This is a genomic window from Reyranella sp., from assembly GCF_044224635.1.
In the GTDB taxonomy this organism is placed as follows: Bacteria; Pseudomonadota; Alphaproteobacteria; order Reyranellales; family Reyranellaceae; genus Reyranella.
Window position 1 is genome coordinate 12,796 of sequence record NZ_JBGAKA010000054.1, and the last position, 25,809, is coordinate 38,604.

At 67.9% G+C, this 25,809-nt stretch carries 25 protein-coding genes; 12 read left to right on the plus strand and 13 right to left on the minus strand.

The genetic code is table 11. The features are described 5' to 3' along the window. Nucleotides 1–404: 404 nt before the first annotated feature. Nucleotides 405–1,406, minus strand: coding sequence for a Bug family tripartite tricarboxylate transporter substrate binding protein (locus ACILR9_RS31810; protein WP_395714005.1), 1,002 nt, complete (start codon nt 1,404–1,406; stop codon nt 405–407). A 243-nt stretch (nt 1,407–1,649) separates the two neighbouring features. Here ACILR9_RS31810 and ACILR9_RS31815 point away from each other — a divergent pair, with 243 nt between their 5' ends. The 3 genes from ACILR9_RS31815 (at nt 1,650) to ACILR9_RS31825 (ending at nt 5,397) form a co-directional block, all read left to right on the plus strand. Continuing rightward, nucleotides 1,650–2,654, plus strand: coding sequence for an aldo/keto reductase (locus tag ACILR9_RS31815; protein WP_395714006.1), 1,005 nt, complete (start codon nt 1,650–1,652; stop codon nt 2,652–2,654). 243 nt (nt 2,655–2,897) lie between these two features. Further along, nucleotides 2,898–3,503, plus strand: coding sequence for a glutathione S-transferase family protein (locus tag ACILR9_RS31820; protein WP_395714007.1), 606 nt, complete (start codon nt 2,898–2,900; stop codon nt 3,501–3,503). 10 nt (nt 3,504–3,513) lie between these two features. Further along, on the plus strand, nt 3,514–5,397 hold the full coding sequence (locus ACILR9_RS31825; protein ID WP_395714008.1) for an adenylate/guanylate cyclase domain-containing protein: 1,884 nt from the start codon (nt 3,514–3,516) through the stop codon (nt 5,395–5,397). A gap of 4 nt (nt 5,398–5,401) precedes the next feature. On the opposite strand, the gene ACILR9_RS31830 is transcribed toward ACILR9_RS31825, so the two are convergent. Further along, complete coding sequence (locus ACILR9_RS31830; protein WP_395714009.1) at nt 5,402–5,872, minus strand: YHS domain-containing (seleno)protein; 471 nt, start codon at nt 5,870–5,872, stop codon at nt 5,402–5,404. A 320-nt stretch (nt 5,873–6,192) separates the two neighbouring features. Here ACILR9_RS31830 and ACILR9_RS31835 point away from each other — a divergent pair, with 320 nt between their 5' ends. From ACILR9_RS31835 to ACILR9_RS31845, 3 genes are read left to right on the plus strand one after another with little or no spacing between them, the layout of a single operon-like run. Beyond that, nucleotides 6,193–7,173 carry a Bug family tripartite tricarboxylate transporter substrate binding protein gene (locus ACILR9_RS31835; RefSeq protein ID WP_395714010.1) on the plus strand — a complete coding sequence of 327 codons (981 nt, stop codon included), beginning with the start codon at nt 6,193–6,195 and terminating at the stop codon, nt 7,171–7,173. Between the two features lie 24 nt (nt 7,174–7,197). Next, the gene (locus ACILR9_RS31840) at nt 7,198–7,356 is read left to right on the plus strand and encodes a hypothetical protein (protein WP_395714011.1); all 159 of its coding nucleotides are present in this window, start codon (nt 7,198–7,200) and stop codon (nt 7,354–7,356) included. Next, the gene (locus tag ACILR9_RS31845; protein ID WP_395714012.1) at nt 7,353–7,526 is read left to right on the plus strand and encodes a hypothetical protein; all 174 of its coding nucleotides are present in this window, start codon (nt 7,353–7,355) and stop codon (nt 7,524–7,526) included. Before ACILR9_RS31840 ends, ACILR9_RS31845 begins: the two co-directional genes overlap by 4 nt. Before the next feature lie 23 nt (nt 7,527–7,549). Here the strand turns inward: ACILR9_RS31845 and ACILR9_RS31850 are convergent, their stop codons facing one another. The 8 genes from ACILR9_RS31850 to ACILR9_RS31885 form a co-directional block, all read right to left on the minus strand. Next, nucleotides 7,550–8,707 (minus strand): mandelate racemase/muconate lactonizing enzyme family protein, encoded by a 1,158-nt coding sequence (locus tag ACILR9_RS31850; RefSeq protein ID WP_395714013.1) that lies wholly within the window; start codon nt 8,705–8,707, stop codon nt 7,550–7,552. Nucleotides 8,708–8,746: 39 nt separating this feature from the next. Continuing rightward, nucleotides 8,747–9,949, minus strand: coding sequence for an MFS transporter (locus ACILR9_RS31855; RefSeq protein ID WP_395714014.1), 1,203 nt, complete (start codon nt 9,947–9,949; stop codon nt 8,747–8,749). A gap of 29 nt (nt 9,950–9,978) precedes the next feature. Beyond that, nucleotides 9,979–10,923, minus strand: a complete 945-nt coding sequence (locus ACILR9_RS31860; protein WP_395714015.1) for an SMP-30/gluconolactonase/LRE family protein — start codon at nt 10,921–10,923, stop codon at nt 9,979–9,981. Nucleotides 10,924–10,983: 60 nt separating this feature from the next. Next, nucleotides 10,984–11,334, minus strand: a complete 351-nt coding sequence (locus tag ACILR9_RS31865) for a type II toxin-antitoxin system RelE/ParE family toxin (protein WP_395714016.1) — start codon at nt 11,332–11,334, stop codon at nt 10,984–10,986. Next, entirely contained in the window at nt 11,331–11,630 is a 300-nt protein-coding gene (locus tag ACILR9_RS31870) for a type II toxin-antitoxin system ParD family antitoxin (protein ID WP_395714017.1), read from the minus strand. Before ACILR9_RS31870 ends, ACILR9_RS31865 begins: the two co-directional genes overlap by 4 nt. A 59-nt stretch (nt 11,631–11,689) precedes the next feature. Then, the gene (locus ACILR9_RS31875; RefSeq protein ID WP_395714018.1) at nt 11,690–13,348 is read right to left on the minus strand and encodes a hydantoinase B/oxoprolinase family protein; all 1,659 of its coding nucleotides are present in this window, start codon (nt 13,346–13,348) and stop codon (nt 11,690–11,692) included. Continuing rightward, complete coding sequence (locus ACILR9_RS31880; protein ID WP_395714019.1) at nt 13,345–15,411, minus strand: hydantoinase/oxoprolinase family protein; 2,067 nt, start codon at nt 15,409–15,411, stop codon at nt 13,345–13,347. Before ACILR9_RS31880 ends, ACILR9_RS31875 begins: the two co-directional genes overlap by 4 nt. A gap of 123 nt (nt 15,412–15,534) precedes the next feature. Further along, nucleotides 15,535–16,683 carry an aminotransferase class V-fold PLP-dependent enzyme gene (locus ACILR9_RS31885; protein WP_395714020.1) on the minus strand — a complete coding sequence of 383 codons (1,149 nt, stop codon included), beginning with the start codon at nt 16,681–16,683 and terminating at the stop codon, nt 15,535–15,537. A gap of 171 nt (nt 16,684–16,854) precedes the next feature. Between ACILR9_RS31885 and ACILR9_RS31890 the strand changes: the two genes are divergently transcribed. The 4 genes from ACILR9_RS31890 (at nt 16,855) to ACILR9_RS31905 (ending at nt 21,285) form a co-directional block, all read left to right on the plus strand. Then, entirely contained in the window at nt 16,855–17,100 is a 246-nt protein-coding gene (locus ACILR9_RS31890; protein WP_395714021.1) for a DUF1127 domain-containing protein, read from the plus strand. A gap of 257 nt (nt 17,101–17,357) precedes the next feature. After that, nucleotides 17,358–18,119, plus strand: a complete 762-nt coding sequence (gene otsB / locus ACILR9_RS31895) for a trehalose-phosphatase (RefSeq protein ID WP_395714022.1) — start codon at nt 17,358–17,360, stop codon at nt 18,117–18,119. Then, nucleotides 18,116–19,915, plus strand: coding sequence for a glycoside hydrolase family 15 protein (locus ACILR9_RS31900; protein WP_395714023.1), 1,800 nt, complete (start codon nt 18,116–18,118; stop codon nt 19,913–19,915). The genes otsB and ACILR9_RS31900 overlap by 4 nt, the downstream gene beginning before the upstream one ends. Beyond that, entirely contained in the window at nt 19,900–21,285 is a 1,386-nt protein-coding gene (locus ACILR9_RS31905) for a trehalose-6-phosphate synthase (protein WP_395714024.1), read from the plus strand. Before ACILR9_RS31900 ends, ACILR9_RS31905 begins: the two co-directional genes overlap by 16 nt. Before the next feature lie 323 nt (nt 21,286–21,608). On the opposite strand, the gene ACILR9_RS31910 is transcribed toward ACILR9_RS31905, so the two are convergent. From ACILR9_RS31910 to ACILR9_RS31920, 3 genes are read right to left on the minus strand one after another with little or no spacing between them, the layout of a single operon-like run. Continuing rightward, nucleotides 21,609–21,764 carry a type II toxin-antitoxin system Phd/YefM family antitoxin gene (locus ACILR9_RS31910; protein WP_395714025.1) on the minus strand — a complete coding sequence of 52 codons (156 nt, stop codon included), beginning with the start codon at nt 21,762–21,764 and terminating at the stop codon, nt 21,609–21,611. 25 nt (nt 21,765–21,789) lie between these two features. Continuing rightward, on the minus strand, nt 21,790–23,166 hold the full coding sequence (locus ACILR9_RS31915; RefSeq protein ID WP_395714026.1) for a CoA transferase: 1,377 nt from the start codon (nt 23,164–23,166) through the stop codon (nt 21,790–21,792). Next, complete coding sequence (locus tag ACILR9_RS31920; RefSeq protein ID WP_395714027.1) at nt 23,163–23,594, minus strand: hypothetical protein; 432 nt, start codon at nt 23,592–23,594, stop codon at nt 23,163–23,165. The genes ACILR9_RS31915 and ACILR9_RS31920 overlap by 4 nt, the downstream gene beginning before the upstream one ends. Nucleotides 23,595–23,653: 59 nt before the next feature. Here ACILR9_RS31920 and ACILR9_RS31925 point away from each other — a divergent pair, with 59 nt between their 5' ends. Both ACILR9_RS31925 and feoB read left to right on the plus strand, forming a co-directional pair. Beyond that, entirely contained in the window at nt 23,654–23,932 is a 279-nt protein-coding gene (locus ACILR9_RS31925) for a ferrous iron transport protein A (RefSeq protein ID WP_395714028.1), read from the plus strand. Then, nucleotides 23,929–25,806 (plus strand): ferrous iron transport protein B, encoded by a 1,878-nt coding sequence (feoB, locus tag ACILR9_RS31930; RefSeq protein ID WP_395714029.1) that lies wholly within the window; start codon nt 23,929–23,931, stop codon nt 25,804–25,806. The genes ACILR9_RS31925 and feoB overlap by 4 nt, the downstream gene beginning before the upstream one ends. The last annotated feature ends 3 nt before the right edge of the window (nt 25,807–25,809 follow it).

Consider the following 25,809-nt stretch of genomic DNA (forward strand, 5'->3'; position numbering starts at 1 on the left):
TGTGGTACGGTGCCGGCACGCTTGCCGGCAGCTTCGGGAATGCTACGAACACGGTCAACCCGAACGGCGATTGAAATCCGACAGGCGGCTACCGGAGGCGTCATGCTCATCGCCGGGAGCGCGCCACTCATGTGCGCTAACTTTTCGTTTTCCCCTCCCCAGCGAAGCTGGGGAGGTGTCCGCGTAATCGCGGACGGAGGGGTCATGGGCAACGGGTCTGGGGCTCATGACCCCTCCGTCGCCGTAAGACGGCGACACCTCCCCAGCGAAGCTGGGGAGGGGAAGCGAAAGTTGGCGCCTATGGGCGCGCCACTCCCGTGGCGCTCTTCTTCTGGATCACACAACCCATGAGCGCCGCAGGAGTGGCGCGCTCCCAGCCATGACTCCGGCGCTGTAGGACGGCCCTACTGCAGCTCGATGCGCGACTGCACGATGATGTCGCGCCACATCGGCACTTCCTTGGCGACCCGGCGGGCGAGGCCGTCCGGGCCGCTCGCCCGGACGTCGAAGCCGACGCCGCGCAGCTTGTCAATGGTCGCCGTGTCCTTCAGCACGTCGAGCGTGTCGCGCGCCACGCGCTCGACGATCGCCGCCGGCGTGCCGGCCGGGGCGTACATGCCCTGGAAGGTCTCGGACACCAGCCCGGCAAGGCCTTGTTCCTCAGCCGTCGGCACGTCGGGCAGGTCGAACCAGCGCTTCTCGGCGGTGATGGCGAGCGCGCGCAAGGCGCCGGAGCGGATATGCGCATGCGCCGGCGGCAGCGCCGTGATGCCGACCGGCGCGGTGTTGGCGAGCAATGCCTGGATGGCTGGCCCGGCGCCATTGTAGGGAATGTTCTCGATCTCGATGCCGGTGCGCAGCTGCAGGAGCTCGGCTGTCAGGTGCGGCGTCGAGCCCTGGCCCGGGTTGATGACGTTGAGCTTGCCCTTGTCCGCCTTGGCCTTGGCAATCAGGGCCGCGATCGAGGTGATGGTCGAGGACGGCGGAACCAGGATCACGTTGGGCGATGAGCCCAGCTCGGTGATCGGCAGGAAATCCGTGAATGGGTCGTAGCCGGGGTCGCGGAACAGGCTCGCATTGACGACGAAGCCGGTCGAGGCGATCAGCAAGGTGTAGCCGTCGGCCGGCGACTGCTTGACCTGCACGACGCCGATATTGCCGCCGGCACCGGCGCGATTGACCACTAGGGCGGGTTGGCCGAAGCGGGCATGCAGGCCCGGCGTGACGACGCGCGCCATCACGTCGGTCGGTCCGCCCGGCGCCGCCGGCACGATGAAGCGCACGGCGCGGTTGGGGTACGGTGCTTCGCCGGATTGCGCTCTGGCGCCGACGCCGAACGACATCAACCCAAGCGCGAGTGCGGAGCGGCGGGTTATTGCGACAGGACTGCCGTGTCCGTCGGTCATGCTGGTGTCCTCCTACGATAGGCCGATGGAAACACGCCACTAACAAGAAGCGGACTCTTACGCTGGAAGCGCGCCATTCCGATGGCGCTCTTCCTCGCGGCCACAGAACCCATGAGCGCCATCGGGGTGGCGCGCTTCCGGTGATGAGCTTGAAATGACTGAAGACATTAGGCCTGATCATGTCCCATTCTGGCGGCGCCAATCCTGACAGCCCCCATCCCGACAGCCAATGCGAGGTTTCCGATGACCGCTGCCACACCCTCCAGGCCCCGCACGCTCGGCACCAGCGGGATCGCCGTCGCGCCGATCGGCCTCGGTTGCATGTCCTTGTCCGGCGCCTACGGCAGGAGCGACGATGCGGAAGGGATCCGCGTCATCCATCATGCGATCGACCACGGCGTCACCTTCCTCGACAGCTCTGACATGTATGGCTGGGGTCACAACGAGACCCTGCTCGGCAAGGCGCTCTCCGGCGGCCGGCGCGACAAGGTCGTGCTGGCGACCAAGTTCGGCCAGACGCAGAAGCCCGGCGGCGCCAACGGCGTCGACGGCAGCCCGCCCTACGTCAAGGCGGCCTGCGAGGCCAGCCTGAAGCGGCTCGGCGTCGACGTGATCGATCTCTACTACCAGCACCGTGTCGATCCATCGGTGCCGATCGAGGACACGGTCGGCGCGATGGGCGAGCTGGTGAAGGCCGGCAAGGTGCGCGCGATCGGCCTCAGCGAGGCCAACCCGGAGACGATCAGCCGCGCCCACAAGATCCATCCGATCGCCGCCGTGCAGAGCGAGTACTCGCTGCTCTATCGGGTTCATGCCGAGGAGACGCTGGCGATGACGCGGGCGCTCGGCATCTCCTTCGTCGCCTATTCGCCGCTCGGCCGCAGCCTGCTGACCGGCGCGGTGCGGCAGGCCTCGGATATCCCCGAAGGCGACGGCCGCGGCCGCCATCCGCGCTTCGCCGCGGACAATCTCGCGCGCAACCTGGAGCAGGTCGCGGCCATCGAGGCGGTTGCCCGCGACAGGCAGTGCAAGCCGGGCCAGGTGGCGCTCGCCTGGTTGCTCGCGCAAGGGCCCGACATCGTGCCGATCCCGGGCACCAAGCGCAGCGATCGGGTCGACGAGAACATCGGCGCGCTCTCGGTCACCCTGACGGCGGACGACGTTGCACGTCTGTCGAAGGCCATCCCGCTCGGCGCCGCAGCCGGCTCGCGCTACCCCGAAGCGGCGATGAAGGCGGTGTATATCTGAGGCGAGCCGATCATGTTCTTCCGGACCAAAGGTCCCGCGCTGCGCTCGGGATGACATCTGTGGTGTGGCGACATCAACGCTGTCATCCCGAGCGCAGCGCGGGACCCTTGGTCCGGAAGACCTGAGAATTCGTCGTAATCATGACGCGTTCCCGCGGCAGAGGGCCGCTCGGTCGAACGGCCTGACAGGGTGGCCGGTCGGGTGTAAGCAGGCGGCGTTTCCGTTGCCGAGGGGACCCCGGACATGTCGGACGAGATCGTCTTCTATCACAATCCACGCTCGCGCTCGCAGATGGTGCACTGGATGCTCGAGGAGGCCGGTGCGCCGTATCGAATCATGCCGATCGATTTCGAGAAAGGCGAGCACAAGACACCGTCCTTCCTGGCGTTGAACCCGATGGGCAAGCTGCCGACCATCGTGCACCGCGATGTCGTGGTGACCGAGACGGCGGCGATCATCGCCTACATCGCCGACATGTTTCCCGCTGCCGGCTTGGCGCCGTCGCCAAGTGATGCGCTGCGGGGCGCGTATTACCGCTGGCTGTTCTTCGGCGCCGGTTGCATCGAGCCGGCGCTGCTCGACCGCATGATGAACAGGCCGGAGGTCGAGCGGAAGTCGGCGGTCGGCTGGGGCAGCTATGACGAGGTGGTGGCCACGCTCGAGAAGGCGCTCGCCAAGGGGCCGTGGCTGCTCGGCGACAGGTTCAGCGCCGCCAACGTCTATGTCGGCTCCGAGATCCGCTTCGCCATGATGTTCGGCGCGCCCGGCCTCAAGGGCAAGAAGGTGTTCGACGACTACCTTGCGCGCCTGTCCGCCCGCCCGGCGGCTCAGCGCACTTCAGGAGGCTGACGGACAGGCGATGGCCAACCCGGCCCCGAACCGGCGGTTGGCGACGATCCTGTTCGCCGACATCGATGGCTACAGCCGCATGATGCGTGCCGATGAGGAGCAGACGCTGCTCGACCTCAGGGCGCATCTTGCCGAGCTGGTCGGGCCGGTCGTCGAGCGCTTTCGCGGCCGCATCGTGAAGACCGTCGGCGACGGCGTGCTGGTGGAGTTCGCCAGCGCGGTCGAGGCGATGCGCTCGGCGGTCGAGCTGCAGCGCGGCATGAGCGAGCGCAATGCCGACCTGCCGGCCGAGCGGCGCCAGGCCTTCCGCATCGGCCTGCACCTCGGCGACGTCATCGTCTCGGACGAGGACGTGTTCGGCGACACCGTCAACGTGGCGGCGCGTTTGCACACGCTGGCAGAGCCCGGCTCCATCGTGCTGTCGGCGAGCGTCTACGAGCAGGTCCGCGACAAGCTCGCCTTGCCCTTCCGCTTCCAGGGTTCGCGCGCGCTCAAGAACATCGATCGCCCGGTGCCGATCTATGCGCTCGACGGCACGGCCTTGTCGGAGACCGTGCCGGCTGCGGCAGCCGTGTCGCCGCGACCGCGTCGCGTTGTCCTCGCCGTGTTCGCCGTCTTCGTTGCCGCCCTGGCGCTCGGCGGCACGATTGCGTACCTGGCCGGACGCAACACGCCGACCGACGAGGCGCTGGCGGCCGGCACGCGCACGATGGCCGAGCCGGGGCTTTCGGTCGCCGTCCTGGTGCTTGCCAACCAGAGCGGCGATGCCAACCAGGACTATTTCTCCGACGGCCTGACCGAGGACATCACGCACGCGCTCGGCCGCTTCAAGGACCTGACGGTGATCGCCTACAGCGCCGTGCTGCCGTTCCGGAACAAGGAACTGCCGCCGGCCGAGATCGGCAGGACGTTGAACGCGCGCTACCTCGTCAGCGGGACGGTGCGCCGGATGGGACAGCGCGTGCGGGTCACCGTCCAGCTGACCGACACGGCCAACAACACGCAGCTGTGGTCCGAGCAGTACGACGACGAGCTGAGCGACATCTTCGCCGTCCAGGAGCGCATCGCCCGCCGCGTCGCCGGCACGCTCGCCTCCAGCCTGCAGCAGATCGCCCTGCAGCACAGCCTGCGCAAGCCGACCGACAATCTCGACGCCTACGATCTGATGCTGCGCTCGCGCGCGCTCACCAACGAGGCCTCGCGCGCCGGCAATCGCATGGCGCGCGAGATGCTGGAGCGGGCGACCGTCATGGCGCCGGGCTACGCGGAAGCCTATGCCGAGCTGGCCGATGCCTATTTCCAGCGTGCTGCCTTCGGCTGGTCGGAGTTCGCGCAAGGCGACATCGAGACGGCCATTCGGCTGGCCCAGAAGGCGATCGACATCGACGCCGAATCGGTTCTCGCCCACAGCGTGCTGGCCCGTGCATACACGGCGATCTCGAAATACGATCTGGGGCTCGCGGAGTCGGAACGGGCGCTGCAGATCAATCCCAGCGACGCCGAGGTTCTGGTGGCGCGGGCGGCGGTTCTGCTGTGGACCGGCCGCCTCGACGAGTCGATCGCGGCGGCCGAGCAGGCGCTGCGCCTCAATGTCAATATCGGTCCCGAGGCCGCGCTCAATCTCGGCATCGCCTATCTGCTGAGCCGCCGTTATGCCGACGCCGTGCGGCTGCTCGAGGCGGCACGGGCGCGCCATCCGACCTATCCGCTGCTCGAGTTCCCTCTGGCCGCCGCCTACGCCGAGCTCGGCCGCACCGCCGATGCCAAGGACGCAGCCGACAGGGCTAAGCGCAAGAACCCTTACTTCGAGCTCTCGAGCTTCGGCTCGCGTTTCCAGGATCCTGCCCTGCAGCGGCGAATGGAAGACAGCCTGCGCAAGGCCGGCCTGAACTGAGCCACTACTGGCTCGGAGTTTCTTTCAGCCGCTTCCAGTTGTCGGTGGCTCGGCCTGCCGCCGCGGTATCGTCGCGGAATCGCGTCTGGCCGCCGGTGCCGGCGAAGACATAGAGATTGCCGTTGGAGATGATCCAGATCGTCGGATCGGCCTCGCGGCGCACGCCGCCCGCCATGTTCATGGCGCACGAACCGCCGAACTGCGGCGCGTACTTCTCGGGGTTGGCCTTGAACAGGTCGCGATGATGGGCGTTGGCGAAGCGATAAAGCACGCCGTCGTAGACGTACTGGTACTGGGCAACCCCGAGCGTCGGGGTGGACAGGGTGAAGTAGGCGACCGGGTCATAGCCCTTCAGGCCGACGCGCACCGGCGTTTGCGCCACGGCCTTGATCTGGGCCAGGGCGCCGAACGAGCCGAGTGCACCGCCGAGGATCGCGGCGCTCACCATCAACAACGCGGTACGACGTGTGGGCATGGAATACTCTCCAATGCAGCGCCGGCGACGGAGCGCGACGGCTACGGCCGGCAGCTCGCCACGTGCGCTCCAAATGGGGCGGGATGGCGGCGGCATGTAAACGCTGGTTCAAGCCCTGTCTGCCCCCAGGCGGCCCGGAATGATCGCTGTTCGGAATGGCGTCGACGGCGACTTTCCCAGGGGTTGATCTTCATGCTGGGACCGCGCCACTTCTGTGGCGCATTCTTTGTGGGGTTCGGGAGATGGAGCGTCACTGGAGTGGCGCGGTCCTAGCGATGAGTGGCAAGCTTCTTCGCCAATACAGGGGCAGGGAGGGGATTGTGATACGTCGCAGAGATGTCCTGAATGTGGGTCTCGCCGGTACCGCGTCGATGATTGCGCCAGCCGGCATGCCCGCCCGGGCACAGAGCTTTCCCAGCAAGCCCATTCGCTGGGTCATCCCGTTCCCCCCAGCCGGCAACTACGACGTCACGTCGCGGATCGTCGGTGAGGCGATGGGGCGTCGGCTGGGGCAGACCATCGTGGCCGACAACCGGCCTGGCGCCGGCGGCATCGTCGGCACCGAGGCTGCCGCCAATGCACCGGCCGACGGCTACACCGTGGTGATGGGCAGCTTCAGCGTGCAGTGGGTGGCGCCTTATCTCGCCGGCAAGCCGCCGATGGTGCCGCTGTTCGCGCCGATCAGTCTGCTGACCACCGTCCCTATGGTGATCGTCGCCAAGAGCGACGGCCGCTTTGCCGACATGAAGGCCGTGCTGGCGGAAGCCAGGTCCAAACCCGGCACGGTGAGCATCGGCCACGCCGGCAACGGGACGACCAACCACATCGCCATCCTGCGCCTGCAAGTGAACGACAAGGTTCAGTTCAACATCATCCCGTACAAGGGGTCGGGCCCGGGCCTCGCCGACCTGATGGCCGGCCAGACGGATCTCTACACCGACCAGCTCACGACATCGCTGCCGCACATCAAGGCCGGCAAGCTCAGGGCGCTGCTCGTGCTGAGCCCCGATCGCATCGGCCAGTTGCCGGACGTGCCGAGCCTCAAGGATATCGGCAGCCAACCGTTCGATGGCGGCACCACGGCCGGCCTGTTCGCCCGCGCCGAAACGCCGCCGCCGATCCTTGACATCCTGAACGGCGCGGTCGTCGCCGCGCTCAAGGACGAAACCGTGTCGCAGAAACTCGTCGAGCTCGGCGCCGTGGTCAGGCCGTCGAGCCGGCAGGAGTTCGCAGCCTACATGAAGGATCAGGAAGCAGGTGTTAGCGAACTTGTGAAATCGGGCTTGTTGAAGCCCGAATAGGCGGGTGGCATCGTCGAGACCATCATGATTCGCACAACCTTGGGCGTCGCGTTCGTTGCCTTCCTGCTGGTGGCGCTGACGGCGGGCTGTACCACGACCGGCAACACCGGCGGCTCCGGCGGACGCGGGGGCGGCTGGGAGAATTTCCGGGCCGCAACGCCGACAGCCGGCAAGGACGCATGAAGCGGGGCTGCCTGCGACGGGCGGCGGCGGTCGCCGTCACGCAGGTCGTGTCGTGTGCCGGCATCCCGCAGGACGACCGCTATCAGACCCACGATGGCGGGCGCAGCAACACGCGCGCCGAAGCGCCTTCCCAAGTGATGGAACCACCCGGGCCCATCTCGCTGAGCTGACGGAACAGGCTGTAGCGAGATCGCTACACGTCCTTCATGACCGCCCACAGGTCGGCCTTGCGCTCGAAGCCGATGCCCGGCGTGTCGGGCAGGGCGACGCGGCTGTCGACCACCGCGCAATCGTCGGCAAAGCCGCCGAACGGCGCGAAGACCTGCGGATATGATTCGTTGCCGCCGCACTGCAGGCCGACGGCGATGTTGAGCGCGAACTGGTGGCCGCCGTGCGGCACGCAGCGCCGCGGCGACCAGCCGTTGGCTTTCAGCATGTCGATCGTGCGCAGATACTCGACCAGCCCGTAGGACAGCGCCGGATCGTATTGCAGGATGTCACGATCCGGCCGCAGACCGCCGTGGCGGATCAGGTTGCGCGCGTCCTGCATGGAGAACAGGTTCTCGCCGGTGGCGAGCGGCGGCGCGTACTGCGTGGCGAGCGCCGCATGCGCGAGGTAGTCGAGCGGATCGAGCGGCTCCTCGTACCAGCGCAGGCCGAAGCCTGCGATCGCCTTGCCGAACGCGATGGCCGTCGGCAAATCGAACTTGCCGTTGACGTCGACCGCGAGGCGCTCGCCGGATCCGACGATCTGCAGCACCGCCTCGATGCGCGCCAGATCCTCGGCGAGCGGCACGCCGCCCACCTTCATCTTGACGCAGCTGTAGCCGAGATCGAGATAGTGCTTCATCTCGTCCTGCAAGCCGGCCAGGTCCTTGCCGGGATAGTAGTAGCCGCCGGCGGCATAAACCCACGCCGTGTCGTCGTGGTTGCCGCCGTTGTAGCGGTCGGCCAGCAGCTTCCACAGCGGCACGCGCCTGGCCTTGGCGACGGCATCCCATAGCGCCATGTCGAGCACGCCCACCGACACCGACCGCTCGCCGTGCCCGCCCGGCTTCTCGTTGGCCATCATCGCCGCCCAGCATCTGGCCGGGTCGAGCAGGCCGTCGCTGTCGAGCAGGGAGTCGGGCTTGGCCTGGGCGAGCCGCGGGATGAAGCGCTCGTTCAGCAGGCCGTGCTGGGCATAGCGGCCATTGGAATTGAAGCCGTAGCCCACGACCTTGCGGCCTTCGACGACGCGATCGGTCTCGATCGCGACCACGCTCGCCGTCATCTGGCTGAAGTCGATATAGGCGTTGGCGATGTTGGAGCGGATCGGCGAGACGATGTCGCGGATGGCCATGATGCGCATGGTAACTCCTTGGGGGCAACTCCTCGGGGGGAAAGTCCCTCAGGCCGTGGCGGTGTGCCGGCTCTGCCGCATCAGCAGCCAGGCGGCGATGACCGCGTTCAGCACGTTCCAGGCGATGCCGTTCAGGAAGGCGGCATGGTACGACCCGGTCACGTCGAACAGCACGCCGCCCATCCAGCCGCCCAGCGCCATGCCGACGATGGTCGAGGAGACCGTCAGGCCGACGCGGGTCGCGGCCTCGCGCGGCGGGAAGTACTCGCGGATGATGATGGCGTAGGACGGCACGATGCCGCCCTGGAACAGCCCGAACAGGATCGACGCCAGGTAGAGCAAGGTGAGGCCGTCGGCGAAGAGGTAGACGACCAGGGCGACGCACTGCAGGGTCGAGCCGACCAGCAGGGTCGTGACCCCGCCGACCCGGTCGGCGATCCAGCCCGTGGCGACGCGGCTCACGATGCCGAAGCCCAGCATCAGCGACAGCATCTCGGCGCCGCGGGCGACGCCGAAGCCCAGGTCGGCGCAATAGGCCACGATGTGGACTTGCGGCATCGACATGGCGACGCAGCAGGCGACCCCCGCCACGATCAGCAGAACCTGCAGCCCGGTGGGCGACAGGCCGAGCGCGTCGCGCGAATGCGTGGCCACCGCGGCGGCCCGTGCTTCCTCGTGATCGGGCGGCCGGCGCCGCAGGGTGAAGGCGAGGGGAATCATCGCCACCAGGCAGAACAGCGCCGCGGTGACGTAGCTGAAACGCCAGCCGTGATCCTGGATCAGCAGCTCGACGATGGGCGGCCAGATCGTGCCGGCAATGTAGTTGCCCGAGGCGGCGATGGCGACGGCGAGGCCGCGCCGCTTCTCGAACCAATGCGAGACGTCGGCGACGAGGGGCGCGAAGGTGGCGGCGGCGCTGAAGCCGATCAGCACCTGGGCGGCGGAGAACAGCATCAGCGACGAGGTCAGCGGCGCCAGGGCGAAGCCCGAGGCCAACCCGAAGGCGCTGACGACCGACGTCACGACGATGCCGCGACGATCGACCATGCGGCCGGCCACGACGCCGCCGGCGAAGAAGCCCAGCATGTTCATCGTATAGCCGAACGAGATGTCGGCACGGCTGACGCCGAGATCGGCCTGCACAGCCGGCAGGGCGACCGCGAGGAACCACATGCCGATGCCGCCGATCGTGCTCAGGGCGACGCTGGCGGCGAGACGCCGCCACGCATAACGCGAATCGATGTCGTGCACGGTAAGCCGAATGCCTGGGATGAGGTGCGTCAGCCGCCTGCCACGCCTTGCGTGTTGACGTAGAGGGCGTACAGCGAATGGCTGGCCGCCATGAACAGCCGATTGCGATAGCGGCCGCCGAAGCACAGGTTGGCGCAGCGTTCGGGCAGGTCGATATGGCCGATCGGCTTGCCCGAGGCGTTGAACACGCGCACGCCGTCGAGCTCGGCCGAGCCCATGCCCCAGCCGCACCACAGATTGCCGTGGATGTCGACCCGGAAGCCGTCGGGCGATCCGCCGGGCCCGGCGTCGATCAGGATGCTGCCCTTGCCGAGCCGGGTGCCGTCGGCGGTCACGTCATAGGACACGATGGTGCGATGCGGCTCGGCGCGCGAGCCGACGACATAGAGCTTCTTCTCGTCGGGCGAGAAGGCGAGGCCGTTGGGACCGGGCACGTCGTCGGCCACCATCGTCAGCTTGCCGGTGGCCGCGTCGAGGCGGTAGACGGCCGGCCTGTTCTCGCTCTCCGCCTTGTGGCCCTCGTAGTAGCCCAGGATGCCGAACATCGGATCGGTGAACCACACCGAGCCGTCCGACTTCACCACGACGTCGTTGGGCGAGTTGAGCGGCTTGCCCTCGTAGGAGTCGGCCAGCACGGTGATCGCGCCATCGTACTCGAAGCGCACGACACGGCGGGCATCGTGCTCGCAGGCGATCAGCCGGCCGCGGCGATCGCGCGTGTGACCATTGGCGTTGTTGGACGGCTTGCGGAAGACCGAGACGGCGCCCGTCTCCTCGTCCCAGCGCAGCACGCGGTTGTTCGGGATGTCGCTCCACAGCAGATAGCGCCCGTCGCCGAAATAGACCGGCCCCTCCGACCAGCGGCAGCCGGTGTACAGGCGCTCGACCGAGGCCAGCGGCAGGCGGTACTGCGCGAACGACGCGTCGAGCACGCGCACGGCAGGATCAGGATAACGCTCGTTGGGCTGCCACATCTCGGTTCCCTCGCCTTTGTCTTGCGGCGAGAGACTAGCGTCTTCGCCGCGCTGAGTCTCTCATGGTTGCTGGTCCGAGAGATGACGCGCCAAATCCATACTGTCATGCAGGATCCGAACAATCCCGATCCGATGCTCGTCGATGACACGAAACAGGACGACGTGACGGGCACGACGACGGATGCGTGAGACGTGGAGCGCATGAATACCACGGCCGATATCGAAGCGAGCTTTGGCTCCCGGCGTCGTCGGCCCCTCGGCCAGCAACTCGAGCGTCTCTGTCAGCGCGTTCTCGTAGGCGAGCGCTTGATCCTCGCCAAAGCGGGTTCTGGTCCAAAGCAAGATACCCTGGAAATCGACGGCCGCCGCATTGGATAGACGAATGCGCCAACGGGGCGTACCCGATGTCACTTGCGCCCGCGAGCGTTCCGTCTACCGAGCGCTGCGTCGCCTAGATTATTGAGGTGGCTCCTCAGCTCGTCGACCGAGGCGAATTCCTGGTAGCGGCCCGAGTCGAGATCCTCGATGCCTACGCGAGCCGCCTCTCGCAGAGCCTGAAGTCGGGCGTGATCTTCCCTCTCCCGGCTCTCTACGAGACGAAGCCCTTCACGCAGCACTTCACTGGCATTCTGATAGCGGCCCGAGTCGACGAGTTTTTCGATCAGTTCAGCCTGATGCTCCGTGAGGACGACGTTTCGGGTCGGCATGAGACGCCTCCAGCTTGCATTGGCATAATATGCCAATGCAAATGTGACATGCAAGCGGTTCAGTCGCCGTCGGCTCCATACAGCGTCTTCGCCTGGTCGGCGCTGACCAGGCCCAGCCGGACGTCGCGCGCGACCTGATCGCGGTCGCGTTCCTTCGGGTCGCCGAAGCCGCCGCCGCCCGGCATCTCGACGACCAGGCGTTCGCCGGCCGGGATGGTCTGGAAGCCTTTCGGCTTCAGCTCCTGGCCGGAGGCGAGCGACAGGCGGCCGTTGCCGCCCGGCTTGCCGCCGTCGCGGCCGCGGGCTGCGTACTTGACGCGCTCGAAGGTGGCGAAGATGCCGAACGGCGCGCCTTCGCGATGCTCGACCTCCATCACTTGGCCGAGTCCGCCGCGATGACGGCCGGCGCCGCCCGAATCGGTGCGGTACTCCTTCTTCCAGATGACGACCGGCGCGATGGTCTCGGTGATCTCGACGGGCACGTTGCGCACGCCCGACGGAAACGGCGTGGCCGACAGGCCGTCGAGGCCCGGCCGTGCGCCGGCGCCGCCGGAATGGAAGGTCGTCACCATGAACGGCCGGCTGTTGCCGATCGTGCCGGTCATGCCGTGGCCGGCGCCGAGCTTCAGGTTCCACAGGTTGCTGGTGCCTTCGGCCGGCACGCGGCCCGGGATCGCCTGGTGCAGGGCCGCGAAGCAGACGTCGGGCATCATGTGCCCGATCGTGCTGCGCGCGTTGACCGCGGCCGGCCACAGGGCATTGACGATGGTGTTCTCGGGCGCCGTCACGAGAATCGAATCGAGCGTGCCGGCGTTGTTGGGAATGTCGGGCGCCACCACGCACTTGATGCCGAAGGCGGTGTAGGCCTCGGTGTAGCACATCGGCGAGTTGATGCCGTAGATCGACGCGCCCGAGGTGCCGGCATAGTCGACCGAGATGCGGTCGGCATGGATGGTGACGGCGGCGTGCAGGTCGATCGGCGCATCGTAGCCGTCGATCCGCATATGGCCCTTCCAGGTGCCGCGCGGCAGCTTGCCGATCGCCGCCACCATGCCGGCGCGGCTCTTCTCGATGATGTGCTGGCCGAGCTCGTCGAGCGAAGCGATGCCGTGCTCGGTCATCATGTCGCTGAGGCGCTTCTCGCCGATGCCGTTGCAGCCGATCAGCGCGTGGATGTCGCCCTCGACCTGCACCGGCTCGCGCACGTTGGCGCGGATGATGCGCATCACGCTTTCGTCCATCCGCCCCTCGCGCATCAGCGGCAGCAGCGGCAGGAACAGACCCTCGTGGAAGACCTGGCGGCCGTCCGGCGACTGGCCGAGGCCGCCGATGTCGACGACATGCGTGGTGCAGGAGAACAGCGCCACCAGCTTGCCGTCGTGGAAGGCGGGCGAGGTGACGACGATGTCGTAGAGATGGCCGGTGCCTTTCCACGGATCGTTGGTCACGTAGACGTCGCCCGGCTTCATGGTCTCGACCGGGAACTCGCGGATGAAATGGATGACGCTGCGCGCCATCGAGTTGACGTGGCCCGGCGTGCCGGTGACGGCCTGCGCCAGCATGCGTCCGTCGAGGTCGAACACGCCGGCCGAGATGTCGCCGGCCTCGCGGGCGCTGGTCGAGAAGGCGGTGCGCACCAGGGCGCGCGCCTGCTCCTCGACGACCGAGAGCAGGCGGTTCCACATCACCTGAAGGCGGATGTCGGTGGGTGTGCTCATGTCGCATCCTCCAGCACGATCTGGCCCACGCCGTTGATGCGGGCCGTGAAGCCAAGTGGCACGACGGTGGTGGTGCCGTCCTCGACGATCAGGGCAGGGCCGTCGATCGCCATGCCCTGAAGCAGCGCCGCGCGCTCGTAGAGCGCTGCAGAATCGCGACGCCCCGAGGCTGGATCGAGAACATCGCGCCGACCGCTTGGCGCGGGCGCCGACACTGCCTTTGGCGAGGCTGCGGCCGAGGGCAGCGGCCGGTCGGTGGCGATCGACAGCGTCCAGGTCAGCGCCTCGACCTCGAGCTTGGGAATGGCGCGCCCGAACACACTTTCGTAGGTCGCCTCGAAGCGGCGATGCAGCTCGCGCGCCGCGTCCGCACCGAACGGCTGGTTGGGCAAGGCAACGGCGATCTCGTGACCCTGCCCGCGATAGCGCATGAAAGCCTGCCGTGTCTCCATCAGCGTCTCGCCCGGGGCCGCCGGCCGCACCACCTGCTCGGCCTCGGCGCGCATCGCGGCGAACAACTCGTTCAGCATTTTCGCGTCGAGCAGGTCGAGCCGGACATGACGCGTGCGCACCACCTCGTAGGCGATCGGCGCGCGCAGGAAGCCGAAAGCCGAGCCGACGCCGGCGCCGACCGGCACGACCACGCGCTTCATGCCGAGCTTGCGGGCAAGGCGCGCGGCATGCAGCGGCGCCGCGCCGCCGAACGCGATCAGGGTGCGGTCGGCGGTGTCCTTGCCGTTCTCGACGGCATGCACGCGGGCCGCGCTCGCCATGGTCTCGTCGACGATCTCGGCGACGCCCGCTGCGGCGCCTTCGGCATCCGTGCGCAGATGCTCGGCGATCGGCTTCAGCGCCGCCGCCGCCTTGTCGCGATGCAGCGGGATGGCGCCACCGGCGAAGCGCGTCGGATCGAGCCGGCCCAGCACCGTGTCGGCATCGGTGACCGTCGGCGACGTGCCGCCGCGACCGTAGCTCGCCGGGCCAGGCATGCTGCCGGCCGAGTCGGGGCCGACCTGGAGGCGACCCAGCGCATCGAGCCGCGCGATCGAGCCGCCGCCGGCGCCGATCTCGACCAGCTCGATGACAGGGATGCGTACCGGCAGGCCGCTGCCCTGCACGAAGCGATAGGCGCGCGCGACCTCGAACTGGCGCGAGCGCTGCAGGCTGAGGTCGTCGAGCAGCGTGAGCTTGGCGGTCGTCCCGCCCATGTCGAAGGCGACGGCCTTGGCGAGCGCGTTCTCCGCGGCGACGGTAAGCGCCAGGATGGCGCCGCCGGCCGGTCCAGACTCGACCAGGCGCACCGGATAGCGTCGCGCCGTCTCGACGGTGGTGATGCCGCCCGACGACATCATCAGCAGCAAAGGCCCGGCGACGCCTTCGTTCTTGAGATCGGACTCGAGCGCGCCGAGATAGCCCGCCATGCGCGGCAGGACGTAGGCGTTGGCGATGGTGGTCGACGTCCGCTCGTACTCGCGGATCTCGGGACAGACCTCGCAGGACAGCGAGATCGCGACACCAGGCAGCTCCTCGGCCAGGATCTCGCCCGTGCGACGTTCGTGCCCCTCGTTGGTGAAGCTGTGCAGGAAGCAGACCGCCACCGCCTCGACCTTGCGGGCGCGCAGCTCGCCGGCAACCGCGCGCACCGCCGTTTCGTCGAGCGTCATCAGGACCGCGCCATCGGCCGCCACGCGCTCGGGCACGCCGAAACGCAGGTCGCGCGGCACCAGCGGCTCGGGCCGCTCCATGTAGATGTCGTACTGCTCGAAACGATGCTCCCAGGCGATCTCCAGGGAATCGCGGAAGCCCGCCGTGGTCACCAGGGCGGTGAGCGCACCTTTGCGCTCGATCAGCGCGTTGGTGGCCAGCGTCGTGCCGTGCACCACCAGGCCGACGTCGGCCGCCTTGCATTTGGCCGCGGTCAGGATGGCGCGCACGCCGTCGAGCACGCCGCGTGCCGGGGCGTCCGTCGTGGTGAGCACCTTGACAGCATGGGTGCCCGTGGCTGTCTCGAGGACAACGTCGGTGAATGTGCCGCCGATATCGACGGCCAGGCGAGCCTGCATCACTTATCCTGTTGAACCAGGTACGAATGAAAGGTCCCTCGCTGCGCTCGGGATGACAGCATTGTTGTCATCCCGAGCGCAGCGAGGGACCTTTCCGTCCTTGACCGCATCACAGGCGGCGCCTCACAGCGCGACGCGCTTGAAGACCTCGACGAAGCGGTCGACATCCTCCTCGTCGTTGTAGACGTGCGGGCTGATGCGCAGCCGGCCGAGCCGCGGCGCGGCATAGACGTTCTCGGCGGCAAGCTTCTGCGGCAGGTCGTCGGACATGCCCTTGGGGAAGGCGAGGCAGAGCAGGTGCGGGGCGCGCAGCTTGCGGTCGAGCACGCGCACGCCCGAGTTGGCGAGCCCGTCGGCCAGCCGGTCGGTCAGCATCGACAGGCGCTCGACGATCGGGTCGTTGCCCCAGCCGGCCATCATCTCCATGCCGACCGCGGCCATCTCCAGGGTGATGAAGTGGTCGCGCTCGCCCATGTCGTAGCGCCGCGCGCCGTCGGCATAGGCGAGATCGCGGAAATAGACCTTGGCCTCGGCCGACACGCCCTTGCGCGCCGGCGCGGTCTGCTCGAGCGGCACGCCGTTCTGATGGCGCTTGGCGACGTACATGAAGGCGCGGCCATAGGGGCCGAGCACCCACTTGTAGGTCGGGAAGATCAGGAAATCGGGATCGAGCGTCCTGACGTCGATGCGGCGCACGCCGGCGTCGTGTGTCGCATCGATCAGCAGCGCCGCGCCCTGGGCCCTGGCGGCGGCGGCAAGCCGCGGCAGGTCGAGCGCTCCGCCGTCCGACCAATGGACCGAGGACACCGACACCAGGGCGAGCGGTGCGGCGCCGCGGCGCGCCATCGCCTCGAGCACGGCGGCGGTCCAATCACCATCCGCCGGCTGCGCCACCGGCTCGACCGTGAAGCCGCCTTCGGCGGCACGGCTCATCCATTCCAGCACCGGCGAGGTGTGATCGTTCTCCAGGACCAGCACGCGGCTGGCGCGCGGCACGTCGAGCACCTTGCCGGCCGTCGAGACGCCGTAGCCGACCGAGGGGATCAGCGCGATATCGACCGGCTCGGCGCCGATCAGGGCGGCTGCAGCCTTGCGCGCCCGCTCGTGCTGTTCGGCGATGAATTTGGCGTCGAGCTTCCACGGCTGGCCCTTGCGGCCGACACCGATGCGGCCGGCTTCCTGCACGGCAAGCGGCAGCGGGCTCCAGGCGGCGGCATTGAGGAAACAGACCTCGCGCGGAATATCGAACAGCGCGCGTTGGCTAGGCAGCATGGCGGGAACCTCGAGCGAAGATGACTGGCGAAGACGATGACTGGCGAATTAGTAGCATGGATGCCGCCGCCGGCTGCCCCAATTGCATAAGGGGCGTCATTACCTGCCATGCAATTGAGCGCGGGGTGGCGGGCGATCACCTTCGGTTCATCAAGCCCAAGGAGGGTTCAGATGAGCTATCAATCGCGCTATCGCATCGACGGCCGGCCGGATGCCTTCGTCACGCCGGCGTCGCCCCGTCTGACTGTTCGCCGGCGCGTCGCGGCATGCCTGAAACTTTGGCGCGAACGCATCGTTATCCGCCGTCACCTGGCGGCGATGGACGCGCGCAGCCTGCGTGATGCCGGCATATCGCCCGCAGCGGCGGCGTTCGAATCCGGCAAGTCGTTCTGGCAGCCGCTGGGACCCCTGCGCTGACGCGTCTCTTCGCTGGGATCGCGCCACTCCAGTGGCGCTCATGGGTTCGACAAGAAGAGCGCCACTGGGGTAGCGCGGTCCCGGCAATGAGTCGTTTCACCAGCTCTGTAGTTTCCTTGCTCAAGAAGGGCCTCCGTTGGCGCAGTCACTGGAACCATTTGCGACCCACAACGTTAACAAGCACGCGCGCCAAGCGCGGCCCCCTTCTTGCGGGAGCGTCTGGCTGCGCGAATCTCGTCACTGCGAGTGGGAACAGGATGACGCCGCCGGACCTCGATCGCACCACCGCCCTGTTCCTCGATCTCGACGGCACCTTGATCGAGATCGCGGCGACACCAGACGAGGTGGTGGTGCCACCCGGTCTGCCGGCGTTGCTGTCCGCTCTTCATGCGCAGTTGGACGGCGCCATGGCGATCGTGACCGGCCGGTCGCTTGCCATGACCGACAGTCTCTTGAAGCCGTTTGCCGCCGCTGCGGCCGGCGAGCACGGCGTCTCGTTGCGGCGCGATGACGGGACGCGCGAGGATTTCAGGTTCACGGCAACGATGCCGCGAAGCTGGCGCGAATCGCTGGCGGCTGCGGCGGAGCGATGGCCTGGTGTGCTGGTCGAGGCCAAGCCGCATGGCGTCGCCATCCACTACCGGCTGGTGCCGGATCGTGAGAAGGATGTCTGGCGGCTGGCGCGCGCGCTGGTCCCCGACGACCATCCGAAGTTCCGTCTCATTCCGGCGAGGAAGGCCGTCGAGATCGGGCCGCGCACGACATCGAAGGGCCGCGCCGTCGAGCGCTTGATGGCTCATGCGCCATTTCAGGGGCGCCGACCGATTTTTGTCGGCGACGATTTCACGGACGAGGCGGGGATGGAAGCGGCGAAAAGATTGGGCGGGGAGGGCTTGCGCGTGGCGGAAGTGTTCGGCGGGCAACCCTCGGCGGTGCGCGCCTGGCTGCAACGCGGCGTCGACCTCATGGGAGGCCGTGTCGCACCGGTTGGCGCGTCGTCGCCGGCGGTTGCGCCATGAGCAGCCTCGATCTTGGCGTCATTGGCAACTGTTCGATCGCCAGCCTGATCGACCGCAACGGCCGACATGTCTGGCATGGCCTGGGACGGCTCGATGGCGACCCGGTTTTCAACGCCCTGCTCGGCGGCAATGATCCGCAGGGTGGTTTCATGGATGTCGCCGTCGCCGGCGCCAAGGACAGCCGCCAGCGCTACCTGCGCAACACCGCCGTCCTCGAAACCACGATCGAGGGCTCGGCCGGATCGCTGCGGATCGTCGATTTCGCGCCACGCTTCCGACGGTTCGGCCGCATGTTCCGGCCACCCATGATGATCCGCCGCCTCGAGCCCGTGGAAGGGCGGCCGCGGCTGCGAATCAGGATCCGTCCGACCTTTGATTACGGGGCGCGCAAGGCGCAGCTCACCGCCGGCAGCAATCACGTCCGCTTCTTCAGCGACACCTCGGTGCTGCGGCTGACCACCGACGCGTCGGTCAACCACGTCCTGCATGAGACCGAGTTCTCGCTCGATCGGCCGATCACGCTGATCGTTGGTGCCGACGAGAGCTTGCCGGAAAGCCCCGATTCTGTGGCGCGCAACTTTCTCGCCGAAACCGAAGCGTATTGGCATACCTGGGTGCGTGATCTCAACGTGCCGTTCGACTGGCAGCAGGCGGTCATCCGCGCCGCCATCACCCTGAAGCTGTGCAGCTACGAGGACACCGGTGCGGTGCTGGCGGCCCTCACCACGTCGGTTCCCGAGGCGCCGGACACGCCGCGCACCTGGGACTATCGCTTCGCCTGGTTGCGCGATGCCTTCTTCACGGTGACCGCCCTCAACAGGCTGTCGGCCACACGCACCATGGAACAGTATGTGCGCTTCATTGTCGACATCGTCGAGGACGGCAGCGCGCGCGGCGAGGTCGATTCGATCCTGCCGCTGTTTCCGATCGCGCCCGGCGCCGACACCACCGAGCGGATCGTCGATTCGCTGCCCGGCTATCGCGGCAACGGCCCGGTGCGCATCGGCAACGCCGCCGTGGTGCAGCGCCAGAACGATACCTACGGCTCGATGGTCCTCACGGCGGCCCAGATGTTCTGGGACGAGCGTTTGCCGCGCCAAGGCGATCTCACGCTCTACCGGCAGCTGTGCGTGGTCGGGAACGAGGCGCACCGGGCGGCGTTGACTCCCGACGCCGGCCTTTGGGAGTATCGGGAGCGCGAGGAAGTGCATACGTTTTCCGCGGCCATGTGCTGGGCCGCCCAGCACAGGCTGGGACTGATCGCCAAGCGTGTGGGAATTGATTCCGAATCGCGCCAATGGCTGGCCCGCGCCGGCGTCCTGCGTCACGAGGTGCTGCAGCGCGGCACGACCGGGGAGGGCTGGCTGTCGGGTGTGCTCGATCGTGACATGCTCGATGCCTCGTCGCTCGTGCTGCCCGAGATCGGTCTGCTCGGATCGGACGATCCGCGCTTCCATGCGACCATCGATTGCGTATCGAAGCGCTTGATGAAGAACGGCTTTCTGATGCGCTATCGCGAGGCCGATGATTTCGGCACGCCGTCCAATGCCTTCCTGCTCTGTACGTTTTGGTACATCGATGCGCTGGTAAGCGTCGGGCGGCGGCAGGAGGCGCTCGAGCTCTTCAACAACCTCTTGGCCCGCCGCAACCATGTCGGGCTGCTGTCGGAGGACATCGATCCTCGCACTGGCGAGCTGTGGGGAAACTTTCCGCAGACCTACTCGCAGGTCGGGCTGATCCTGTCGGCCATGCGCCTGTCGCGCAGTTGGGAGGAGGGACTATGGCACGCCTCGTGATTGTCTCGAACCGGGTGCCCATCCCGAAGGCCCGGAGTGCCGCCGCGGGCGGCTTGGCGGTAGCCCTGCGCGATCTGATGATTCCCGGGTCGATGTGGTTCGGCTGGAGCGGTCGCTTGTCGAGCGATCCTGCGGCGCAGCCCGCAATGGTCGAGGCACGCGGCGTCACTTACGCCACGATCGACCTGACTGCCGAAGCGCATCGCGCCTTCTATGTCGGCTTTGCCAACGGCGCCCTGTGGCCTTTGCTGCACTTCCGTCTCGGCCTGATGCATTTCCGGCGCGAGGACTATGCAGGTTACCTCGCCGTGAATGCCACGTTCGCGTCGTCCCTGAGCCAGGTGCTGCAGGCAGACGACATGGTATGGGCGCACGATTATCATCTGCTGCCCTTCGGTCGCATCCTGCGCCGGCACGGCTTCACCGGTCCGATCGGCTTTTTCCTGCACGTCCCGTTCGTGCCCCCCTCGGTGCTCGAGGCCATCCCGGTCGCGCGCGAGCTGGTGGCCGATCTATGCGCCTACGACGTCGTCGGTTTCCAGACCGAGGAGCATGCACGCGACTTCCGCGACTGCGCCCAGCGACTGCTCGGCGCCACGGTCGACGGCGAATGGGTGCGCCTGAACGGCCGGCGCATGCGCGCCTTCGCCAACCCGATCGGCATCGACGCCGAGTCGTTCGCCCAGGAGGCCAAGCGGTCGGCCGGCGACAAGCTCGTCACGCGCGTGGCCAACAGCCTGGTCGGGCGCAGCCTCGCCATCGGTGTCGACCGCATGGACTATTCCAAGGGGTTGCCCAACCGGTTCGAGGCCTACGGAATCCTTCTCGAACGCCATCCCGAGCATCGCCGCAGGATTCACTTCCTGCAGATCTGCCCGCGCTCGCGCGAGGAAGTCGACGAGTACCGCAAGCTGCGCGCCGAGCTCGACCGGCTGACTGGGCGGGTCAATGGCCGCTTCTCCGATTTCGACTGGACGCCGCTGCGCTACTCGACGCGTCCGGCGCCCCGCTCGACCCTGGCGGGCCTCTACCGGATCGGCCGCATCGGCGTGGTGACGCCGTTGCGCGACGGCATGAATCTCGTCGCCAAGGAGTTCATCGCGGCCCAGCCGGAAGAGGATCCCGGCGTGCTGGTGCTGTCGCGCTTCGCCGGCGCGGCGCACGAGCTCACCGAGGCGCTGATCGTCAATCCGTTCGACGGCGATGCGATCGCCGACGCCATGCACGTGGCGCTCACCATGTCGCTCGACGAGCGCCGCGCCCGCCACGCCGCGCTCAACGCCAAGGTCCGCCGCACCACCGCCGAGCAGTTCTGCCGGCGCTTCATCGACGCCCTGGTGTCACCGCTGCCGACCCTGCAGGCGGCGTGATCGGCCTGAACCTCCTCTTTCCAGCCGCGCCAGGAAGGCGCCTCGCGTGGCGTAGGACTCTCTTCTCATGTTCCTCCCTAGCGAAGCTGGGGAGGTGTCTCGGTAATCCGAGACGGAGGGGTCATGGGTCACGTGAGGGGGCCTATGACCCCTCCGTCCGCGATTACGCGGACACCTCCCCAGCGAAGCTGGGGAGGAGCATGAGAAGAGCGTCACGTCGGCTGAGACGGCGCCAGCGAGAGGTTTGCGCTCCTACTCCCAGAGCTTCAACTCGTCCTCGGGCAACGGCTCGAAGAACTCGGGACCTATCGATACCTTACCCTTCAGACATCCGAACTTCCGCTCGGGCTTCGGCTGAATGGGACGATCCTGACGACCGGCTTCCTGCCGCGGGTGAGCACGATCTCCTCGCCTGCTTCGGCGCGGGCGATGAGCTTGGCGAGATTCGTTTTCGCCGCGTGGATCGAATAGGTCGCCATTGTCGCAAAGCCTGTCCTGGTTGACTCAAGCCCAGCGCGCCGGCGAGCTGCCCAGCGGCTCCGGCGGCCGGGTGTAGAAGGGTTGCGTGTCGCTGAGCTGCACCACGGGCTTGAGATGGCGCAGCCTGCCGAATGGGCCGTCGCTTTCCATCAGGTAGCGCGCGAGCTCGGGCTCGCTCAGCTCGGCGAGGCCGTCGCCGGCCTCGACGGTGCCGAGGCTCGCCAGCCAATGCGCGACCTGGACCAGCGACACGCGCACCAGCCACGAGCCGCCCTGCTCGATCCGGCGCGCCAGCCCGATCATGGCGCCGAGCGCGCCGAGGTAGCCTGCGATGTAGTCGAGCGCCTGCACCGGCAGGTTGCGCGGCTTGGCGAGCGTGCCTTGGGTTGCCGACAGGCCGGTGACGTTCTGCACGATCGAATCGAAGCCGCGCCGGTCGGCCCACGGTCCGGCGTGGCCGTAGGCGCAGATGCTGACGCAGACGATGCCTGGACGGAGCTCGGCCACGCGCTCGGGTGAGAAGCCGCGCGCCGCGAGCGTGCCCGGGCGATAGCCCTGGGTGAAGACATCGGCCTCGCGCAGCAGCGCGGTCATCGTCTCGACACCGGCGGGCTCGCGAAGGTCGATCCAGGTGCAGCGCTTGCCGTGGCCGGTGTCCATCAGGATCTCGGTCTGGTAGGGCAGGTGCGGCGCCGCGACATGCAGGACGTCGGCGCCGTTCTCCGCCAGCACCCGGCCGCTGGTCGGGCCGGCCAGCACACGTGTGAGGTCGAAGGCGCGCACGCCGCTCAGCGGCCGGTCGCCCTTCGGCAAGGGCCGTTGCGGTGCCTCGCCGATCTTGACGATGTCGATCAGCGGCAAGCCGGCGACGGCGATGCCGTGCGGATGGGCGTTCCATTCGTCGCGGCTGCGCACCAGCCCGCCCACGCAGTTGCCGTCGGCGATCGCCGCCTCGATGGCGAGGCCGTCCCACAGGGCGACCGCGGCGGCCAGCGCCTCGCGCGTTTCCGCGCCGGCGCCGGCGATGCGCAGCGCACCCGCACGATGGTGCGGATGGTTGGTGTGCAGGAACATCACCCTGTTGTCGCGCGTCGGGTAGTGGCCGGCGAGGGGATCCCACGAGACCGGCTTCTCGCCGTTCTGCAGCACGTAGGTGTTGGAGCGCAGCGAGGCCGCGGCGGCGTGGCGGTCGATGGTCACGGCCTGCGGCTTGCCGGTCCTGAGGCGCCACAGGTCCGAGATCGCCAGCCCGACGGCGCCCAGCGCCGCGGAGCCCGCTTCGGCGATACGCCACGGCGTGACGAACACCGGATCGCCGCCGCCGGTGAAACTGAGCGAATCGTCAGCGCGCCGATCGCGGCCGAGCTGACCGAGAATGGCGTAGGCGAGGGCGCCGGTCATTTGCCGGTCATGATGTCGGAGAGCTGCGCCATCAGCGCCTCGGGGCAGGTGATGTGCGGATTGTGGCTGCAATCCATCTCGTGATACGTCCAGCCCGCCTCGCTCCTGGCCCGTTCGCCGAACTGGCGGAACACGTCGCCCGGCCCGTTGCGTTTGGCGTAGATGTAATGGCGCGGCGGCGGCGCGGCCTTGGACTCCAGCCGCAGCTTCTGCTCGAAGGTCTTGATCGGCTGCGGCCGCCGACGCGGGCTTGCCCAGGCGACATCCGCGGGCGCGGTGTCGGGTGGCATGGGATTGATCGGCAGCTTCCAGCCGTTGCCGCAGGTCGGCGAGAAAAACTCGTGCCCGGCGGCACCGATCAGCGGTCGCATCTTCTTCCACGCCCATGCCGCCGACCAGGCGCCATGCGCCAGAACGATCGCTGCCATCTCTTCGTACCTCCCTGCTGGAAAACTCGATTTGCCGGTGCTATTACGAATTAGTCTCAATGATTGCCAAATCCACCTTAGCATTGGGCGACGCGCGCGTGGGGTTTCGCGGCCGGATTCAGGCGCTTGCCGTCGATGACTCGCCGACCGGCCTGCCCGGGCACGAGCTTGAGCGCCGCCTGATCGAGCTGGGCTTCGTCGAGGGCGCCGACGTCGAGCTGCTGCATCAAGGCGCATTCTGCGGCGATCCCATCGCCGTGCGGGTCGCCCATACGACGATCGCGCTGCGCCGGCGCGAAGCCATGGCCGTCCTGGTGAGTGCGGAGCCGCCCGCGTGAACGTTGCGACAAATGTCGCGCCAGTGGTCGCCCTGGTCGGCAATCCCAATTGCGGCAAGACCGCCCTGTTCAACGCCCTGACGGGCAGTCGCCAGAAGGTCGCGAACTATCCCGGCGTCACGGTCGAGAAGAAGACGGGCCGGCTGGTCACGCCAGGCGGCCATGCCATCCAGGTCGTCGACCTGCCCGGCACCTATTCCCTGCGCGCCCGCTCGCCGGACGAGGAGATCACGCGCGACGTCGTGCTCGGCCGCCACGCCAGCGAGGCGGCGCCGGACCTGATCGTCTGCGTCGGCGATGCCTCCAACCTGCGGCTCGCCCTGCGGCTCGCCCTCGAGCTGAAGCGGGTCGGGCGGCCGGTCGTGCTGGCGCTCAACATGATGGACATCGCCCGCAAGCGCGGCATCGAGATCGATGCGACCCGACTGGCGTGCGAGCTCGGTGTCCCGGTCGTTCAGTCGATCGCCGTGCGCCGCGGCGGGACCGAGGCGCTGCTGGGCGAGATCGACCGCCTGCTGCAGGCGCTGCCGGCGCCCGGCGCCGCCGACTGGCATGCGCCCGACGCCGGCGAGCTGCGGGTCAGCCAGCGCGAGGCCGATCGCATCCTGCATGCCGCGGTCAAGAGCTCGGGCGAGCGCCATCGCGGCACGGCGCGGGCCGATGCCGTGCTGCTGCACCCGGTGGCCGGCCTGGTCGTGCTGATCGCCATCCTGTTCGTCATGTTCCAGGCGGTGTTCGCCTGGGCGCGGCCGTTGATGGAGGCGATCCAGGCGGGTTTCGGCTGGCTCGGGGCGCTGGTCGAGGCGGGCCCGTTGCCCGAGCTGCTCAAGAGCTTCCTCAAGGACGGGTTGATCTCCGGCGTCGGCAGCGTCATCGTCTTCCTGCCGCAGATCGTCATCCTGTTCTTCTTCATCCTCGTGCTCGAGGATGTCGGCTACATGGCGCGCGCCGCCTTCCTGATGGATCGGATCATGGGCGGCGCCGGCCTGCACGGGCGCGCCTTCATCCCGCTGCTGTCTTCCTTTGCCTGCGCCATCCCGGGCATCATGGCGACGCGCGTGATCGACGACCGGCGCGATCGGCTCACCACCATCCTGGTGGCGCCGCTGATGACCTGCTCGGCGCGCATTCCGGTCTACACCCTGATCATCGGCGCCTTCATTCCCGACCGCGACGTGTGGGGCGTCGTTGGCCTTCAGGGCCTGGTGATGTTCGGCCTCTACGCCACCGGCATCGTCGGCGCGCTCGCCGTCTCCTTCGTGCTGAAGCGCCTGATCTGGCGCGGCGCACCGGGCGAACCGTTCATGCTCGAGATGCCGGACTACAAGATCCCGCAGGCCAAGAGCCTGGCGATCGGTCTGTGGACACGGGCGACGATCTTCCTCAAGCGGGCGGGCACGACCATCCTGTCGATGATGGTCCTGATCTGGCTGCTGGCGAGCTTCCCGCAGCCGCCGGAGGGCGCGACCGAACCCGCCATCAGCTACAGCCTGGCCGCCATGATCGGCTCGCTGATCCAGCCGCTGACCGCGCCGTTGGGCTTCAACTGGCAGATCAACGTGGCGCTGATCCCCGGCATGGCGGCGCGCGAGGTCGCGGTCGGCGCGCTCGGCACCATCTACGCCATCGGCGGGGCTGAGGACGCGGCTGACAAGATCGGCCAGGCGATCGCCGGGCAGTGGAGTCTCGCCACGGCGCTGGCGATGCTCGCCTGGTATGTCTTCGCGCCGCAGTGCGCCTCCACCCTGGCCGTCATCCGCCGCGAGACCGGCAGCTGGAAATGGATGTGGGTGACCTTCTTCTACATGCTGGGGCTCGCCTACGTGGCGGCGCTCCTGACCAACCAGATTGCTCGCGCCCTGGGCGCGGGCTGACTC